Origin of the sequence: Escherichia coli DSM 30083 = JCM 1649 = ATCC 11775, assembly GCF_003697165.2 — a bacterium.
In the GTDB taxonomy this organism is placed as follows: Bacteria; Pseudomonadota; Gammaproteobacteria; order Enterobacterales; family Enterobacteriaceae; genus Escherichia; species Escherichia coli.
The window spans coordinates 2,771,547-2,787,854 of record NZ_CP033092.2 but is presented as its reverse complement, the minus strand read 5'-3'; the positions used below and the strand labels follow the sequence as shown (position 1 = coordinate 2,787,854).

The window sequence follows — 16,308 nt, the reverse complement described above, 5'->3', positions numbered from 1 at the left end:
TATGACTTGCTAATTAATAGCGACCATGACTGCCATGATTTGGCCCACCATTTGAAGGTGGCATTGGCTTACCGGAAGCCGCAGGACCACGCGGGCCATCGTTGTGGCGGTGATGATGGTGAGGAACACAAGCACTTAACAGGCTCGCGAAGACAATTGCTAACAGGCTGAAGATAAATGTTTTTTTCATGACAAACTCTTGAACGGTTAATGCACTGTGATTGTTATCACATAAAAGCCGCATTGTTAATATTGCCAGGAGTCTGATTATGACTTTCGGTAACTCAGAATTGAAAGAAGCAGCGTAGCAGGCGTAAAAAAGCCATTATGTGCGACTCACATAATGGCTCGTTATTAACCGCCAGGATATTACGCGGAATTAGACGTTGAACAGGAAGTTCATCACATCGCCATCTTTAACGATGTAATCTTTGCCTTCTGCACGCATTTTGCCTGCTTCTTTCGCGCCTTGTTCACCTTTGTAAGTGATGAAATCTTCAAACGAGATGGTTTGTGCACGGATAAAGCCTTTTTCAAAATCAGTATGGATTTTGCCCGCTGCCTGCGGCGCGGTTGCACCAACCGGAATGGTCCATGCACGCACTTCTTTCACCCCAGCGGTGAAGTAAGTTTGCAGGTTCAGCAGCTTATAACCGGCACGGATCACACGGTTCAGGCCCGGCTCTTCCAGCCCAAGCTCCTGCATAAACTCGTCACGCTCTTCGTCGTCCAGTTCGGCAATGTCTGCTTCAACAGCAGCACAAACCGGAACTACAACAGAACCTTCTTTCGCTGCGATTTCACGCACCTGGTCAAGATACGGGTTGTTTTCAAAACCGTCTTCGTTGACGTTGGCGATGTACATTGTTGGTTTTAGCGTCAGGAAGCTCAGGTAACGAACAGCCGCTTTCTCTTCAGCGCTTAAATCCAGCGCACGCAGCATACCTGCGTTTTCCAGCTGGGGCAGGCATTTTTCCAGTACCGCCAGCTCGGCTTTCGCGTCTTTATCGCCACCTTTGGCTTTCTTCTGTACGCGATGAATCGCACGTTCACAGGTGTCGAGATCCGCCAGCGCCAGTTCGGTGTTGATAACTTCAATATCATCCGCCGGGTTAACTTTGCCGGAAACGTGAATGATGTTGTCATTTTCAAAGCAGCGAACAACGTGACCGATCGCTTCGGTTTCACGGATGTTGGTCAGGAACTGGTTACCCAGACCTTCGCCTTTCGATGCGCCTTTTACCAGACCGGCGATATCGACAAATTCCATGGTCGTGGGAAGTGTACGCTGCGGTTTCACGATTTCAGCCAGTTGATCCAGGCGAGGGTCAGGCATTGGTACGACGCCAGTGTTCGGCTCGATGGTGCAGAATGGAAAGTTGGCCGCTTCAATACCGGCTTTGGTCAGCGCGTTGAACAGGGTAGATTTCCCGACGTTGGGCAAACCGACGATACCGCATTTGAATCCCATGATTTAAATCACCTTAATATCTTAATAATCAACCTGTTATTGCTAACAGATTGCAGAAATGGAAATAACTTTGCCTATTATACACGGCACTCGGCAAAAATGCCGCAGACAACGACTTATTGCGCTTTAAAGGCGTGCAATCGGTTCGTTGCTTTGGTCAAGCCATCTGTAAACCACATTTCAGTACAACGCGCCGCTTCGTCGATGGCTTCATCAATTAACTTCTGTTCACTAACAGGCGGTTTGCCTAACACAAAACCGACAACTTTATTTTTATCGCCCGGATGACCGATTCCGATGCGTAAACGGTGAAAGTTAGGGTTATTACCCAATTTACTGATGATGTCTTTCAGTCCATTGTGACCACCATGACCGCCACCCAACTTAAATTTGGCGACGCCAGGAGGCAGATCCAGTTCGTCGTGGGCCACCAGAATTTCGTCCGGATTAATGCGGAAAAAACTGGCCATCGCCGCAACGGCTTTGCCGCTGAGATTCATAAATGTAGTCGGGACTAACAGGCGGACATCTTCGCCTCCAAGGGTGACTCGCGAAGTATAACCAAAGAATTTAGCCTCTTCGCGCAGCGGAGCGCGCAATCGCTCTGCCAGTAAGTCAACGAACCAGGCACCAGCATTATGTCGCGTTGCGGCGTATTCAGCACCGGGGTTCGCCAGGCCGACAATCAATTTAATCGTCACGTTTTTTTGTCCTGAGTGTGTACATAACTGGCGCGTAGTTTACTGGTTGCGGCCCCGCTTGACAAAAAACTGCGTATCAAATGCAGATAATGCAATTATTGCCTGAGTGGACTATTAGAAAGTCAAGGTGTTCAGGCGTTTATTTGTAAAGTTTTGTTGAAATAAGGGTTGTAATTGTGATCACACCCGCACATAACCTACAGGGTGTTGTCTATACTTTACACATAAGGAAGAGGGGTATACCCTGTTACAACCCAGAAAGTTCCGGAGGTGACATATGAAACGCAAAAACGCTTCGTTACTCGGTAACGTGCTCATGGGGTTGGGTCTGGTGGTAATGGTGGTCGGCGTGGGGTATTCAATCCTCAACCAGTTACCACAGTTTAATATGCCCCAGTATTTCGCACATGGTGCAGTGCTAAGTATTTTCGTCGGTGCGATTCTCTGGCTGGCAGGTGCCCGTGTTGGCGGGCATGAACAGGTGTGCGACCGTTACTGGTGGGTTCGCCACTATGACAAACGTTGCCGCCGTAGCGATAATCGCCGTCATAGCTAACAAATAATGCAGTTTGCTGACCAGTCAGTTTGCGCTGACTGGTCAATCTCGTACTTATAAATCCGCCATCGCCGCGCGACGATTCGGGAAGAATGCGAGGCGTCCCGGGATCGGTTGAATGCCTGCGCGAGCCATAGTGCGCAGTGGCTGGAATTCCAGGTTGCACACGCGCAGTTCACATCCTTCGGGCAGACGCTTCACAAAACGCTGGAACGCATCAAGACCACCAGCATCAAGTACCGGAACGGCATCCCACTTCAGAATCACAATCCGTTTGCCTTCAAGACGTGACTCCAGGTCCGTGAATAAGCCTTCTGCGGCAGCAAAAAACAGCGGGCCAATAACGCGCAGAACCAGGACATCGTCTGGAACGTCTACGACTACCGGTGCCAGGCGAGTCATACGTGCGATACGACGCATAAACAGCAGCGATGCCAGCACGATCCCCACGCTGATGGCAATAACCATATCGAACAGCACGGTCAGCGACATGCACAGCAGCATGACGATGATGTCATCTTTCGGTGCATGACGCAGCAAGTCGACCACTTTGTGCGCTTCACTCATGTTCCACGCCACCATCAACAGCAGGGCTGCCATGGCGGAAAGCGGCAGCCAGGAGAGCAGCGGTGCCAGTACCAGCAGGGCAAGAATAACCAGAATAGAGTGGATCACCGCCGAGATAGGGGAAGTTGCCCCGGCACGGACGTTAGCGGCAGAACGCGCGATGGCAGCTGTAGCGGTAATACCACCAAAGAACGGAGCGATAATATTCCCCAGTCCCTGTCCAACCAGTTCGCTGTTCGCCTTGTGTTTCGTCCCGGTCATACCATCCAGCACCACGGCGCAGAGCAGAGATTCGATTGCGCCGAGCATTGCCATTGAGAATGCCGCAGGCAGCAGGGTGCGAATAGAATCCCAGGTTAGCGTGAATTCTGAATTAGGCAGATCCCACGGCAGCACCAGTTGCGGCAGCAGTTGCGGAATACCGTTACCCTGAGAACCATCGGCCAGGACGTAGTGGAATTGCGAACCGATGGTAGCAACATGTCCGCCGAGCAGGTTAACAATCCCCATCACCGCGCAACCAGCCAGCAAGGCCGGAAGGTGGCCGGGTAAACGTATGCCCAGACGCGGCCAGAAAACCAGAATGCCAAGCGTCACAATGCCAATGGCTGCATCACCCACATTAATGGTCGGCAGCGCCATAAATAATGCGCCGACTTTTTGTAGATAATGTTCCGGGACATGGGCCATTTGCAGACCGAGAAAATCTTTAATCTGCATGGTACCGATGGTGATCCCGATACCCGAGGTGAAACCTAAGGTGACGGAAACCGGAATATACTCAATCAGGCGCCCAAAGCGTGCCAGCCCCATCAGAATCAAAAAGATCCCCGACAGCAAGGTCGCAACCAGCAGTCCTGCCAGTCCAAACTGTTGCGAAACGGGATAGAGAATTACCACAAATGCCGCAGTCGGACCGGAAACGCTAAAGCGTGACCCCCCCGTCAGAGCAATGACAATCCCCGCAACAGCTGCGGTATATAAACCGTACTGGGGGGCCACACCACTACCAATAGCCAACGCCATCGCCAGCGGGATAGCAATAATCCCGACGGTTATCCCGGCAATCAGGTCACGGGTAAACCGTGCGGCAGTATATTTTTCTTTCCAGCAAGCGTCGATCAGAGCGCGGAAAGGCATCACATGTGAGGAAAATATTTTGTTCACAATAATGTTTCATCCGTGAGCGCATCATCTGTCAACTAAATGGCAGGTGAAGGAGGCATAGGTCATACAAATGGATATTACAGACAAAAAAACCCGCCGCAGCGGGTCTTTGAGCCGGGTTCGATTAGTGTTCGAACATGGCAGAGATCGATTCTTCGTTGCTGATACGACGAATCGCTTCGGCCAGCATACCTGACAGGGTCAGAGTACGCACGTTCGGCAGTGATTTGATTTCATCGCTCAGCGGAATGGTATCGCAGACAACGACTTCATCAATTACAGAGTTACGCAGGTTGTTCGCCGCGTTGCCAGAGAAGATCGGGTGAGTCGCGTACGCAAATACACGTTTAGCACCACGTTCTTTCAGAGCTTCAGCAGCTTTACACAGCGTACCGCCAGTGTCGATCATATCATCGACCAGTACGCAGTCACGACCTGCAACGTCACCGATGATATGCATCACCTGGGAAACGTTCGCACGCGGACGACGTTTGTCGATGATTGCCATATCGGTATCGTTCAGCAGCTTAGCGATAGCGCGGGCACGCACAACGCCGCCGATGTCCGGAGAAACCACAATTGGGTTATCCAGATTCAGCTGCAGCATGTCTTCCAGCAGGATCGGGCTACCAAATACGTTATCAACCGGAACGTCGAAGAAACCCTGAATCTGTTCAGCGTGCAGATCCACTGTCAGCACACGGTCAACACCGACGCTGGAGAGGAAGTCTGCAACCACTTTCGCAGTGATTGGTACACGAGCGGAACGGACGCGACGGTCCTGGCGCGCATAGCCAAAGTAGGGGATAACAGCGGTGATACGACCTGCGGAAGCACGACGCAGGGCATCAACCATAACGACTAATTCCATCAGGTTGTCGTTAGTAGGGGCACAAGTGGACTGGATGATGAAAATATCACCACCGCGTACATTTTCATTAATTTGTACACTGACTTCGCCGTCGCTAAAGCGACCTACAGCGGCGTCGCCGAGTGAAGTGTACAGGCGGTTGGCAATACGTTGTGCTAGTTCCGGGGTGGCGTTACCAGCAAAAAGCTTCATATCAGGCACGAGAAGAACCTCAGGCATGCGTCCATTGGTGGAAAGAATCTGCCGAAAACTGTGCGGGCCAGGCATGATTCTTTCCAGGCGGTGTATTAAAGAGCGCGATGCAACGTCTGGAACAAGGTGACGTTGTCACCGAAACTCAGCTTGCCCGGCTTAAAGCATGGCTCTGTGCAATGGGGAAAGATTAACGCCTTTCGCCACAAAGCCATTGAGCCATTCCGGGGCTTGCTCTAGCACCTGGCGGGCTTCAGACTCTGTATCAAATTCAGCAAAGACACAGGCCCCTGTCCCAGTCAGGCGCGACGGGGCGTATTCTAACAGCCAGGAAAGCACCGCATCAACCTCGCGAAAACGTTTTCTTGCGATAACCTCGCAATCATTGCTGAATTCACATTTTAGCAACGTTTCTATTGACCTTTTTGGCGTATTGCGCGGGAGTTCAGGATCTTTAAAAATCACCGGCGTCGGAATACTCACGCCAGGGTGTGCGACCAGATACCATTTCTCTGGCGGGTCTACCGGCGTTAATATTTCGCCAACACCTTCGGCAAAGGCGGCATGACCACGGACAAAGACAGGAACATCTGCGCCCAGCGTCAGCCCCATTTCCGCCAGCTCATCCATGCTTAGTCCGCATTGCCAGAGATGATTTAACGCCACCAGAACCGTCGCGGCATTGGATGAACCACCGCCGAGACCGCCGCCCATCGGCAAACGCTTGTCAATGCTGATATTCGCACCGCTTCCCGTCGAAAGACGCCCGCTGTCTGCCGCAGTTTTCATCAACAACCTCGCTGCGCGAACGATCAGGTTATCTTCATGTTCCACGCCTTCAACGGGCGTTAACAGACGAATATCCCCATCGTCACGAAGCTCAATGCTGATGGTGTCGCCGTAATCAAGAAACTGAAACAGCGTTTGCAGCGTGTGGTAACCATCCGCACGCTGACCGGTAATGTATAAAAACAGATTAAGTTTTGCCGGAGAGGGCCACTGTGTCCGCATTATTTCACTATCCAGTTATCCATTTTTAACTTGATGCGTTGACCACCGTCGGTGAGTTCCATATTGGCTGGCATCGCAGGTTGAGTTTTTGTGTCATAACCACCGTAAACAACTTTCCAGTTTTTGCCATTCTGGCTGTAGGTGATTTCACTCAGGCGGTACTGGTCGTCAAGTTTGTAGTCAGTCGCATCACCCGGTAAACCTAAAATCCACTGGCGCAAGCTGTTGAGCGGAATTGGCATTCCGGTCAATTTGCCAATCATCTCTTCGGCGTCATCGGAGGTATAACGCTGACCTTTATTGTCGACTAACTGCACGTTACCCGGTTGAGCATTCAGCTCCAGTTCTGTGCTGCCCAATGGGTTAGTCAGCAGCAGACGGTAGCGATCCTGGCCAGTTTGTTGCCAGAAGAAACGGGCGTACACTTTTTGTTGGTCAGAAATATAAGCGAACGCGCCGCGAGTTTGATACTGATTAAGATTGCGCACGTCTTGCTGATGCTGACGCCATTGTGGCGAATCCGGGCTTTTGCCAGGACCTTTGGGCGTGGTAACGGAACAGGCAGTGAGCACAAGAGCAGCCAGCGGTAGCAGGCGGATAAGACGAAAATCGGGCAGGGGCATAATAATGACAAGTCCTTGAGATACGTTGCAGTTATAACCCTTAATGCTAGCGTTACCGTTAGCCATCGTCTATGTTCACGTTGTCTTAATTGCCAGAATCTAACGGCTTTCGGCAATTACTCCAAAAGGGGGCGCTCTCTTTTATTGATCTTACGCATCCTGTATGATGCAAGCAGACTAACCCTATCAACGTTGGTATTATTTCCCGCAGACATGACCCTTTTAGCACTCGGTATCAACCATAAAACGGCACCTGTATCGCTGCGAGAACGTGTATCGTTTTCGCCGGATAAGCTCGATCAGGCGCTTGACAGCCTGCTTGCGCAGCCGATGGTGCAGGGCGGTGTGGTGCTGTCGACGTGTAACCGCACAGAACTTTATCTCAGCGTTGAAGAACGGGATGACCTGCAAGAGGCGCTCATTCGCTGGTTGTGTGATTACCATAATCTCAACGAAGACGATCTGCGTAATAGCCTCTACTGGCATCAGGATAACGATGCGGTCAGTCATTTAATGCGCGTTGCCAGTGGGCTTGATTCTCTCGTCCTTGGCGAGCCGCAGATCCTCGGTCAGGTTAAAAAAGCGTTTGCCGATTCGCAAAAAGGTCATATGAAGGCCAGCGAACTGGAACGCATGTTTCAGAAATCTTTCTCTGTGGCGAAACGCGTTCGCACTGAAACAGATATCGGTGCCAGTGCTGTGTCTGTCGCTTTTGCGGCTTGTACGCTGGCGCGGCAGATCTTTGAATCGCTCTCTACGGTGACGGTACTGCTGGTTGGCGCGGGCGAAACCATCGAGCTGGTGGCACGTCATCTGCGCGAACACAAAGTACAGAAGATGATTATCGCCAATCGCACTCGCGAACGTGCCCAAATTCTGGCAGATGAGGTTGGCGCGGAAGTGATTGCCCTGAGTGATATCGACGAACGTCTGCGCGAAGCCGATATCATCATCAGTTCCACCGCCAGCCCGTTGCCGATTATCGGTAAAGGCATGGTGGAGCGCGCATTAAAAAGCCGTCGCAATCAACCAATGCTGCTGGTGGATATTGCCGTTCCGCGCGATGTTGAGCCGGAAGTTGGTAAACTGGCGAATGCTTATCTTTATAGCGTTGACGATCTGCAAAGCATTATTTCGCACAACCTGGCGCAACGGAAAGCTGCTGCTGTGGAGGCGGAAACTATCGTCGCCCAGGAGGCCAGTGAATTTATGGCATGGCTTCGAGCACAAAGCGCCAGCGAAACTATTCGCGATTATCGTAGCCAGGCAGAGCAGGTTCGTGATGAGTTAACTGCTAAAGCGTTAGCGGCCCTTGAACAGGGCGGCGATGCGCAAACCATTATGCAGGATCTGGCATGGAAACTGACTAACCGCCTGATCCATGCACCAACAAAATCACTTCAACAGGCCGCCCGTGACGGGGATAACGAACGCCTGAATATTCTGCGCGACAGCCTCGGGCTGGAGTAGCAGTACATCATTTTCTTTTTTTACAGGGTGCATTTACGCCTATGAAGCCTTCTATCGTTGCCAAACTGGAAGCCCTGCATGAACGCCATGAAGAAGTTCAGGCGCTGCTGGGTGATGCGCAAACCATCGCTGACCAGGAACGTTTTCGCGCATTATCTCGTGAATATGCGCAGTTAAGTGATGTTTCGCGCTGTTTTACCGACTGGCAACAGGTTCAGGAAGATATCGAAACCGCACAGATGATGCTCGACGATCCTGAAATGCGTGAGATGGCGCAGGATGAACTGCGCGAAGCTAAAGAAAAAAGCGAGCAACTGGAACAGCAATTACAGGTTCTGTTACTACCAAAAGATCCTGATGACGAACGTAACGCCTTCCTCGAAGTCCGTGCCGGAACCGGCGGCGACGAAGCGGCGCTGTTCGCTGGCGATCTGTTCCGTATGTACAGCCGTTACGCCGAAGCCCGCCGCTGGCGTGTAGAAATCATGAGCGCCAGCGAAGGTGAACATGGTGGTTATAAAGAGATCATCGCCAAAATTAGCGGTGATGGTGTATATGGTCGTTTGAAATTCGAATCTGGCGGTCATCGCGTGCAGCGTGTTCCTGCTACGGAATCGCAGGGTCGTATTCATACTTCTGCTTGTACCGTTGCGGTAATGCCAGAACTGCCTGATGCAGAACTGCCGGACATCAACCCAGCAGATTTACGCATTGATACTTTCCGCTCGTCAGGGGCGGGTGGTCAGCACGTTAACACCACCGATTCGGCAATTCGTATTACTCACTTGCCGACCGGGATTGTTGTTGAATGTCAGGACGAACGTTCACAACATAAAAACAAAGCTAAAGCACTTTCTGTACTCGGTGCTCGCATCCACGCTGCTGAAATGGCAAAACGGCAACAGGCCGAAGCGTCTACCCGTCGTAACCTGCTGGGGAGTGGCGATCGCAGCGACCGTAACCGTACTTACAACTTCCCGCAGGGGCGCGTTACCGATCACCGCATCAACCTGACGCTCTACCGCCTGGATGAAGTGATGGAAGGTAAGCTGGATATGCTGATTGAACCGATTATCCAGGAACATCAGGCCGACCAACTGGCGGCGTTGTCCGAGCAGGAATAATGGAATATCAACACTGGTTACGTGAAGCAATAAGCCAACTTCAGGCGAGCGAAAGCCCGCGGCGTGATGCTGAAATCCTGCTGGAGCATGTTACCGGCAGAGGGCGTACTTTTATTCTCGCCTTTGGTGAAACGCAGCTGACTGACGAACAATGTCAGCAACTTGATGCGCTACTGACGCGTCGTCGCGATGGTGAACCCATTGCTCATTTAACCGGGGTGCGAGAATTCTGGTCGTTGCCGTTATTTGTTTCGCCAGCGACCTTAATTCCGCGCCCGGATACGGAGTGTCTGGTGGAGCAGGCACTGGCGCGGTTGCCTGAACAACCTTGCCGTATTCTCGATCTCGGGACGGGTACCGGGGCGATTGCGCTGGCGCTGGCCAGCGAGCGTCCGGACTGCGAAATTACCGCTGTAGATCGTATGCCAGATGCTGTCTCTCTGGCGCAACGTAATGCCCAGCATCTGGCTATCAAAAATATCCACATTCTGCAAAGCGACTGGTTTAGCGCGCTAGCCGGGCAGCAGTTTGCGATGATTGTCAGCAATCCGCCGTATATTGACGAGCAGGACCCACATCTTCAACAAGGCGATGTCCGCTTTGAGCCGCTCACTGCGCTGGTTGCGGCAGACAGTGGAATGGCAGACATCGTGCATATCATCGAACAGTCGCGTAACGCGCTGGTATCCGGCGGCTTTCTGCTTCTGGAGCATGGCTGGCAGCAGGGTGAAGCGGTGCGACAGGCATTTATCTTCGCGGGGTATCATGACGTCGAAACCTGCCGTGACTATGGGGATAACGAGCGCGTAACGCTCGGCCGCTATTATCAATGACAAGTTTTTCTACGTTGCTTAGCGTTCATCTCATTAGTATCGCGCTTTCTGTTGGGCTATTGACCTTACGTTTCTGGCTACGTTATCAGAAGCATCCACAGGCATTTGCTCGCTGGACGCGCATTGTGCCGCCGGTTGTCGATACGCTGTTATTGTTAAGCGGCATTGCGTTGATGGCTAAAGCGCACATCCAGCCATTTTCCGGGCAGGCACAGTGGCTGACTGAAAAGCTGTTTGGAGTTATCATTTATATTGTTTTGGGTTTTATTGCACTCGATTATCGTCGTATGCACAGTCAGCAGGCGCGCATTATTGCCTTCCCGCTGGCGTTGGTGGTGCTGTACATCATCATTAAACTCGCCACCACAAAAGTACCGTTACTGGGGTAAGTCATGAGATCGTTAGCTGATTTCGAATTTAATAAAGCGCCATTGTGCGAAGGCATGATCCTGGCTTGCGAAGCAATCCGCCGCGATTTTCCCTCGCAAGATGTTTACGACGAACTGGAGCGTCTCGTTAGTCTGGCGAAGGAAGAAATTAGCCAGCTTCTGCCATTAGAAGAGCAGCTAGAAAAATTAATCGCGCTGTTTTACGGCGAATGGGGGTTTAAAGCCTCACGCGGCGTTTATCGTCTTTCCGATGCATTATGGCTGGACCAGGTGTTAAAGAATCGACAGGGCAGTGCGGTATCATTAGGTGCGGTTTTATTATGGGTCGCGAATCGTCTCGATTTGCCGCTGCTGCCGGTGATTTTCCCTACGCAGCTGATATTGCGCATTGAATGTCCGGATGGCGAAATTTGGCTGATTAATCCTTTTAACGGTGAATCGTTAAGCGAACATATGCTGGATGTGTGGTTAAAGGGAAATATCAGCCCGTCGGCGGAACTGTTTTATGAAGACCTTGATGAAGCTGATAACATTGAGGTAATCCGCAAATTGCTGGATACACTCAAAGCTTCGTTGATGGAAGAAAATCAGATGGAGCTGGCGTTACGCACCAGCGAAGCTTTATTACAATTCAACCCGGAAGATCCCTATGAAATTCGCGATCGCGGGTTGATTTATGCGCAACTGGATTGCGAACACGTTGCGTTGAACGATTTAAGTTATTTCGTTGAACAGTGTCCGGAAGACCCGATCAGCGAAATGATCCGTGCGCAAATAAATAACATCGCGCATAAACATATTGTGCTGCATTAATTAATCGACATTTTACTCAAGATTAAGGCGATCCTATGAAACAAAAAGTGGTTAGCATTGGCGACATCAACGTAGCAAATGACCTGCCGTTCGTACTGTTTGGCGGTATGAACGTGTTGGAATCTCGCGATCTGGCGATGCGCATTTGCGAGCACTACGTAACCGTGACCCAGAAACTGGGTATCCCTTACGTGTTCAAAGCCTCTTTTGACAAAGCCAACCGCTCCTCCATCCACTCTTATCGGGGACCGGGCCTGGAAGAAGGGATGAAAATCTTCCAGGAGTTGAAGCAGACTTTTGGCGTGAAAATTATCACCGACGTTCACGAACCAAGCCAGGCACAGCCCGTTGCTGATGTTGTAGATGTGATTCAGTTGCCGGCGTTTCTTGCTCGCCAGACTGACCTGGTTGAAGCCATGGCGAAAACCGGTGCGGTAATTAACGTCAAGAAACCGCAGTTTGTCAGCCCGGGACAGATGGGTAATATCGTTGATAAATTCAAAGAAGGCGGCAACGAAAAAGTGATTCTTTGCGATCGCGGTGCTAACTTCGGCTATGACAACCTGGTTGTTGATATGCTGGGCTTCAGCATCATGAAGAAAGTGTCTGGTAATTCGCCGGTGATTTTCGACGTTACCCACGCACTGCAATGTCGCGATCCATTTGGCGCAGCTTCCGGCGGTCGCCGTGCTCAGGTGGCTGAGCTGGCAAGAGCCGGTATGGCGGTAGGTCTGGCGGGGCTGTTTATTGAAGCGCATCCGGATCCGGAACATGCGAAATGTGATGGTCCATCCGCGCTGCCGCTGGCTAAACTGGAACCGTTCCTCAAGCAAATGAAAGCGATTGATGATCTGGTGAAAGGTTTCGAAGAACTGGATACCAGCAAGTAATCTTTTTGTTTGAAAAATAAAGTCTTAGCGTTCTGCGTTAAGACTTTTTTTATGGGTGCCGGATACAAAAAAGGCCGCAGGCTGTTACCCCTGCGGCCGGTTTCGGGCGCATATTGCCATCACGGCAGCCTGACGCCCGTTTTCACCTTACTTCCGGTTACGCCACCAGCCGACAATCGCTGCGGTAATAATTCCCGCCAGGATCGGTGCTGCCAGGTCGTGCCAGAAAATCATGGCAAACTGCGCGAGCGTCATATAGCCGCCTTGTTGTAATGACAACATTTTGCGGCTATTCTTGAATTGTTGATGGTTCAAGATTAGCCCCCGTTCTGTTGTCAGGTTTTACCTCTCAACGTGCGGGGGTTTTCTCTTTCCAGCAACCAATGCCACCAGGGATAAAGCCCCCGCAACATTGCGCCTCACCGGATAACGCCGGCTTGGTGTGGATACTACGTCGCAATTCATCTTCACTTCATCCCTGAAATGTTTGCATTGAAGAGTACATTCCGGCTTTTCAACAGCTGTTGCAGTGGTTTCGTGCAGGTTGTGGTACAGGCTCGCAATTCTGATTAACGACCTGTCCAGGTAGTATGAAGAAATACAATAAGCAGGAATTTATATTATCTCCCCCGATTTCCGTCATCGGAGGAGATATAACTGTCAGGCAAATATCGTCATCAAATAGGCGGCAAACAGTGCCAGATGCGCTGCGCCATTGAGCACGTTAGTACGTCCGGTGGAGAAGGAGATATGGCACAGCACTAAAGAGGCCACCATCACCACCATTTCTGGCGCACCAAGTGCAAACTGCAATTCGTTACCCGTCATAAAGGCAATTAGCGTGACGACAGGTACGGTAAGCGAAATGGTTGCTAACACTGAACCAAAGAACAGATTCATCGCGCGCTGGACCTGGTTGTTCAACACTGCTTTTAACGCACCTAAACCTTCCGGCGACAGAATCAACAGAGCCACCAGGAAGCCAGTAAAGGCGACAGGGGCATTCATGCTGTCGAGCAATGTCTCCAGCGGGCTGGCGTTCATTTTGGTCACCGCAATAACGGCAATCAGATGGACAATCAACCAGATAGCATGCCACAGGCTGCTATGGGCAGACGGTTTACCGTGGTGCGGGTCGTCATCATCACTGTCATCTTCGTGCTCGTAGACAAATAAACTTTGATGCGTTTTGGTCTGGATCAGCAAAAATACGCCATACATTGCCGCAGAAATTAATGCTACCAGTAACGCCTGACCTGTTGAAAAATTCGCCGCAGGCAGAGCCATTGGAAATACCAGTACGATTATCGCCAGGGGGAACAGCGCAATTAAATACTGCTTGATACCAAACAGATTCATATATTGGGTGGCAAACTTGCGTCCGCCCAACAATAATGAAAAGCCAACCAGCCCACCGGTAACAATCATAATGATTGAATAGAGCGTATCACGCATTAGCGTTGGCGCGGCGTCGCCGGTTGCCATTAAAGCTGAAATCAAACTGACTTCAAGAATAACCACTGAAAGGCTAAGAATAAGCGAACCGTAAGGTTCTCCTAGGCGATGGGCTAATACGTCCGCATGACGGACAACACTAAAGGCGCTACTTAAAATACCAATAAGCGCAAGAAGATTGATGGCAATGACCACTGGTAGTGTCTGGCTGCCTCCCCACAGGAACAGCACTACCAGCGCCAGAACCGGGAAAATAAGCGAAGTCTCCTTGTGGCGGGTTTTTACCGCCTCTTGAGCATTTGACATTATGGTTATCCCTTTACAGATGAATTTATCGAAAATGTAAAAAATAGGTAGGAAAAATAACAGAAATTGTCTGGATATCGGTAACATTTTACGAATTTTTACCCCGCTGTCGATTTTTTACTCATTTGGGCATAAAAATAAGTAATACGTTTAGACAATGTTTGTTTTAGCACTTCTTAAGAAGAGTCTGACATGAAAATTCTTATGTTTTGGCAAGAGTAGATATTGTTGACCACACTTAATGTTCAACTTTGTAAAAGGAGTCAACGATGCCGTATAAAACGAAAAGCGATCTGCCGGAAAGCGTAAAGCACGTGCTTCCGTCTCATGCCCAGGATATCTATAAAGAAGCGTTCAACAGCGCATGGGATCAATATAAAGATAAAGAAGATCGGCGTGATGACGCCAGTCGCGAAGAAACAGCGCATAAAGTGGCCTGGGCTGCTGTGAAGCATGAATATGCCAAAGGGGATGATGATAAATGGCATAAAAAATCGTAAAACTGGTAGCTTAGTTAAAGCTATTCGTGCGGTGTTGCCTTGCAAGTGGTCCGTGGATTGCATATTGTCCCGTTAGTGGTTTCAAAATGAGCAGTAAAAATGTCCGGAAGACACCAAAAAGTTGTCGCAGGGAAGTATGCAGTGGCGGAGGTGTAAGGTGATAACGCGTGATTTCTTGATGAATGCCGATTGTAAAACGGCATTTGGTGCCATTGAAGAATCACTCTTATGGTCAGCAGAACAACGGGCGGCTTCGCTGGCGGCGACGCTGGCTTGTCGACCTGATGAGGGACCGGTGTGGATCTTCGGTTATGGATCGTTGATGTGGAATCCGGCACTGGAGTTTACCGAGTCGTGCACCGGTACACTGGTTGGATGGCATCGCGCGTTTTGCCTGCGCCTGACCGCCGGGCGCGGGACTGCGCACCAGCCGGGACGAATGCTTGCACTGAAAGAGGGCGGACGCACCACAGGCGTCGCCTATCGACTGCCAGAAGAGACGCTGGAGCAGGAACTAACCCTGCTGTGGAAGCGCGAGATGATTACCGGCTGTTATCTGCCAACCTGGTGTCAGCTTGATCTTGATGATGGACGCACAGTAAACGCCATTGTGTTTATTATGGACCCGCGACATCCAGAATATGAATCTGACACTCGCGCTCAGGTCATAGCGCCGTTGATTGCGGCGGCGAGCGGTCCGCTGGGAACCAATGCACAATACCTGTTTTCACTGGAACAGGAGCTTATCAAACTGGGAATGCAGGACGATGGGCTGAATGAATTGCTGGTATCGGTAAAAAAACTGCTGGCGGAGAATTATCCGGATGGTGTGTTACGGCCGGGATTCGCCTGAGTAAACTTTCCTCATAGTGGGGCGTCAGACGCCCCCTCAAACATTAAAATGTGAGCACTTTATCGGCTGACAGCGTCCATTGCGCCAGTTCAACAAGAGTACCGATTTCCACCCCATCAATCAGAGGAAGTGTACTAATCCCGCGCCCGTCGGTACAGATTTTGCACAATTTCACCGGTACATTCTGAGCGGTAAGGATCTCCAGCATTTGCTGAATGTTGTAGCCTTCCCCTGGTTTTTGCCCGCGCAACCCGGCTGTGACCGCATCAGACATCAGGAACAGACGCAGATCCAGATTGTTCTCCTGCTCTCGTAACGCAATGGCCAGCCGCAAGCTGTTAAACAAGGATTCGCTCCCGTAAGGTGCGCCATTGGCAACGATCACGATTTTTTGCATTATTTACTCCTGTATTCAGGGAATTAGACACTCATCTTCTATCTTACTGCTTCTGCAGCGTCTGACCAATCGGTCACATTTTTAAGGATTTTCCTGAAAGCGCGAGAAAATACGACAAA

19 protein-coding genes are annotated in these 16,308 nt (G+C 50.7%); 9 read left to right on the top strand and 10 right to left on the bottom strand.

Annotated elements, in window-relative coordinates; translation table 11 throughout:
- Nucleotides 1-13: 13 nt before the first annotated feature.
- The 3 genes from EAS44_RS14650 to pth all read right to left on the bottom strand — a co-directional run bounded on the left by EAS44_RS14650 (nt 14) and on the right by pth (nt 2,172).
- Complete coding sequence (locus tag EAS44_RS14650; RefSeq protein ID WP_001362932.1) at nt 14-190, bottom strand: hypothetical protein; 177 nt, start codon at nt 188-190, stop codon at nt 14-16.
- 189 nt (nt 191-379) lie between these two features.
- Nucleotides 380-1,471: a redox-regulated ATPase YchF gene (ychF, locus tag EAS44_RS14645; RefSeq protein ID WP_000505872.1), complete on the bottom strand. Its 1,092-nt coding sequence runs from the start codon at nt 1,469-1,471 to the stop codon at nt 380-382.
- A gap of 116 nt (nt 1,472-1,587) precedes the next feature.
- On the bottom strand, nt 1,588-2,172 hold the full coding sequence (gene pth, locus EAS44_RS14640) for an aminoacyl-tRNA hydrolase (protein ID WP_000152933.1): 585 nt from the start codon (nt 2,170-2,172) through the stop codon (nt 1,588-1,590).
- A 277-nt stretch (nt 2,173-2,449) separates the two neighbouring features.
- Between pth and ychH the strand changes: the two genes are divergently transcribed.
- Complete coding sequence (gene ychH / locus EAS44_RS14635; protein ID WP_000823885.1) at nt 2,450-2,728, top strand: stress-induced protein YchH; 279 nt, start codon at nt 2,450-2,452, stop codon at nt 2,726-2,728.
- A gap of 54 nt (nt 2,729-2,782) precedes the next feature.
- On the opposite strand, the gene dauA is transcribed toward ychH, so the two are convergent.
- The 4 genes from dauA to lolB all read right to left on the bottom strand — a co-directional run bounded on the left by dauA (nt 2,783) and on the right by lolB (nt 7,159).
- Complete coding sequence (gene dauA, locus EAS44_RS14630; RefSeq protein WP_001304433.1) at nt 2,783-4,435, bottom strand: C4-dicarboxylic acid transporter DauA; 1,653 nt, start codon at nt 4,433-4,435, stop codon at nt 2,783-2,785.
- A gap of 151 nt (nt 4,436-4,586) precedes the next feature.
- Nucleotides 4,587-5,534, bottom strand: coding sequence for a ribose-phosphate diphosphokinase (gene prs / locus EAS44_RS14625; protein ID WP_001298109.1), 948 nt, complete (start codon nt 5,532-5,534; stop codon nt 4,587-4,589).
- Nucleotides 5,535-5,684: 150 nt separating this feature from the next.
- Complete coding sequence (gene ispE, locus EAS44_RS14620; protein ID WP_001260346.1) at nt 5,685-6,536, bottom strand: 4-(cytidine 5'-diphospho)-2-C-methyl-D-erythritol kinase; 852 nt, start codon at nt 6,534-6,536, stop codon at nt 5,685-5,687.
- A complete protein-coding gene (lolB, locus tag EAS44_RS14615; protein ID WP_001130698.1) occupies nt 6,536-7,159 on the bottom strand; it encodes a lipoprotein insertase outer membrane protein LolB in 624 nt (207 codons plus the stop codon). The genes ispE and lolB overlap by 1 nt, the downstream gene beginning before the upstream one ends.
- 213 nt (nt 7,160-7,372) lie before the next feature.
- Between lolB and hemA the strand changes: the two genes are divergently transcribed.
- The 6 genes from hemA to kdsA are packed head-to-tail and all read left to right on the top strand — an operon-like array spanning nt 7,373 to nt 12,678.
- A complete protein-coding gene (gene hemA / locus EAS44_RS14610) occupies nt 7,373-8,629 on the top strand; it encodes a glutamyl-tRNA reductase (protein ID WP_000173201.1) in 1,257 nt (418 codons plus the stop codon).
- Nucleotides 8,630-8,670: 41 nt separating this feature from the next.
- Nucleotides 8,671-9,753 (top strand): peptide chain release factor 1, encoded by a 1,083-nt coding sequence (gene prfA, locus EAS44_RS14605; protein WP_000804726.1) that lies wholly within the window; start codon nt 8,671-8,673, stop codon nt 9,751-9,753.
- Nucleotides 9,753-10,586, top strand: a complete 834-nt coding sequence (prmC, locus tag EAS44_RS14600) for a peptide chain release factor N(5)-glutamine methyltransferase (protein ID WP_000456474.1) — start codon at nt 9,753-9,755, stop codon at nt 10,584-10,586. Before prfA ends, prmC begins: the two co-directional genes overlap by 1 nt.
- Entirely contained in the window at nt 10,583-10,975 is a 393-nt protein-coding gene (gene sirB2, locus EAS44_RS14595; RefSeq protein ID WP_000200375.1) for an invasion regulator SirB2, read from the top strand. Before prmC ends, sirB2 begins: the two co-directional genes overlap by 4 nt.
- A 3-nt stretch (nt 10,976-10,978) precedes the next feature.
- Nucleotides 10,979-11,788 (top strand): invasion regulator SirB1, encoded by an 810-nt coding sequence (gene sirB1, locus EAS44_RS14590; protein WP_001257054.1) that lies wholly within the window; start codon nt 10,979-10,981, stop codon nt 11,786-11,788.
- A 35-nt stretch (nt 11,789-11,823) separates the two neighbouring features.
- The gene (kdsA, locus tag EAS44_RS14585) at nt 11,824-12,678 is read left to right on the top strand and encodes a 3-deoxy-8-phosphooctulonate synthase (protein ID WP_000811065.1); all 855 of its coding nucleotides are present in this window, start codon (nt 11,824-11,826) and stop codon (nt 12,676-12,678) included.
- Between the two features lie 147 nt (nt 12,679-12,825).
- On the opposite strand, the gene EAS44_RS14580 is transcribed toward kdsA, so the two are convergent.
- Together EAS44_RS14580 and chaA are read right to left on the bottom strand one after the other, a co-directional pair.
- Nucleotides 12,826-12,933, bottom strand: coding sequence for a type I toxin-antitoxin system toxin Ldr family protein (locus tag EAS44_RS14580; RefSeq protein ID WP_000170954.1), 108 nt, complete (start codon nt 12,931-12,933; stop codon nt 12,826-12,828).
- Between the two features lie 405 nt (nt 12,934-13,338).
- Nucleotides 13,339-14,439, bottom strand: coding sequence for a sodium-potassium/proton antiporter ChaA (chaA, locus tag EAS44_RS14575; protein ID WP_001313768.1), 1,101 nt, complete (start codon nt 14,437-14,439; stop codon nt 13,339-13,341).
- 269 nt (nt 14,440-14,708) lie between these two features.
- On the opposite strand from chaA, the gene chaB reads away from it, so the two are divergent.
- Both chaB and chaC read left to right on the top strand, forming a co-directional pair.
- Entirely contained in the window at nt 14,709-14,939 is a 231-nt protein-coding gene (chaB, locus tag EAS44_RS14570; protein WP_001146444.1) for a putative cation transport regulator ChaB, read from the top strand.
- Nucleotides 14,940-15,096: 157 nt separating this feature from the next.
- Nucleotides 15,097-15,792: a glutathione-specific gamma-glutamylcyclotransferase gene (gene chaC, locus EAS44_RS14565; RefSeq protein ID WP_000632706.1), complete on the top strand. Its 696-nt coding sequence runs from the start codon at nt 15,097-15,099 to the stop codon at nt 15,790-15,792.
- Between the two features lie 43 nt (nt 15,793-15,835).
- Here chaC and ychN read toward each other — a convergent pair whose 3' ends face one another.
- The gene (gene ychN, locus EAS44_RS14560) at nt 15,836-16,189 is read right to left on the bottom strand and encodes a DsrE/F sulfur relay family protein YchN (RefSeq protein WP_001169658.1); all 354 of its coding nucleotides are present in this window, start codon (nt 16,187-16,189) and stop codon (nt 15,836-15,838) included.
- Nucleotides 16,190-16,308: the final 119 nt, after the last annotated feature.

Bases quoted from the DNA above. Each gene is read 5' to 3' on its own strand.
- EAS44_RS14650 (WP_001362932.1), bottom strand. From the start codon at position 190: ATGAAAAAAACATTTATCTTCAGCCTGTTAGCAATTGTCTTCGCGAGC.
- ychF (WP_000505872.1), bottom strand. From the start codon at position 1,471: ATGGGATTCAAATGCGGTATCGTCGGTTTGCCCAACGTCGGGAAATCT.
- ychH (WP_000823885.1), top strand. From the start codon at position 2,450: ATGAAACGCAAAAACGCTTCGTTACTCGGTAACGTGCTCATGGGGTTG.
- dauA (WP_001304433.1), bottom strand. From the start codon at position 4,435: ATGCCTTTCCGCGCTCTGATCGACGCTTGCTGGAAAGAAAAATATACT.
- ispE (WP_001260346.1), bottom strand. From the start codon at position 6,536: ATGCGGACACAGTGGCCCTCTCCGGCAAAACTTAATCTGTTTTTATAC.
- lolB (WP_001130698.1), bottom strand. From the start codon at position 7,159: ATGCCCCTGCCCGATTTTCGTCTTATCCGCCTGCTACCGCTGGCTGCT.
- hemA (WP_000173201.1), top strand. From the start codon at position 7,373: ATGACCCTTTTAGCACTCGGTATCAACCATAAAACGGCACCTGTATCG.
- prfA (WP_000804726.1), top strand. From the start codon at position 8,671: ATGAAGCCTTCTATCGTTGCCAAACTGGAAGCCCTGCATGAACGCCAT.
- prmC (WP_000456474.1), top strand. From the start codon at position 9,753: ATGGAATATCAACACTGGTTACGTGAAGCAATAAGCCAACTTCAGGCG.
- sirB2 (WP_000200375.1), top strand. From the start codon at position 10,583: ATGACAAGTTTTTCTACGTTGCTTAGCGTTCATCTCATTAGTATCGCG.
- sirB1 (WP_001257054.1), top strand. From the start codon at position 10,979: ATGAGATCGTTAGCTGATTTCGAATTTAATAAAGCGCCATTGTGCGAA.
- kdsA (WP_000811065.1), top strand. From the start codon at position 11,824: ATGAAACAAAAAGTGGTTAGCATTGGCGACATCAACGTAGCAAATGAC.
- EAS44_RS14580 (WP_000170954.1), bottom strand. From the start codon at position 12,933: ATGACGCTCGCGCAGTTTGCCATGATTTTCTGGCACGACCTGGCAGCA.
- chaA (WP_001313768.1), bottom strand. From the start codon at position 14,439: ATGTCAAATGCTCAAGAGGCGGTAAAAACCCGCCACAAGGAGACTTCG.
- chaB (WP_001146444.1), top strand. From the start codon at position 14,709: ATGCCGTATAAAACGAAAAGCGATCTGCCGGAAAGCGTAAAGCACGTG.
- ychN (WP_001169658.1), bottom strand. From the start codon at position 16,189: ATGCAAAAAATCGTGATCGTTGCCAATGGCGCACCTTACGGGAGCGAA.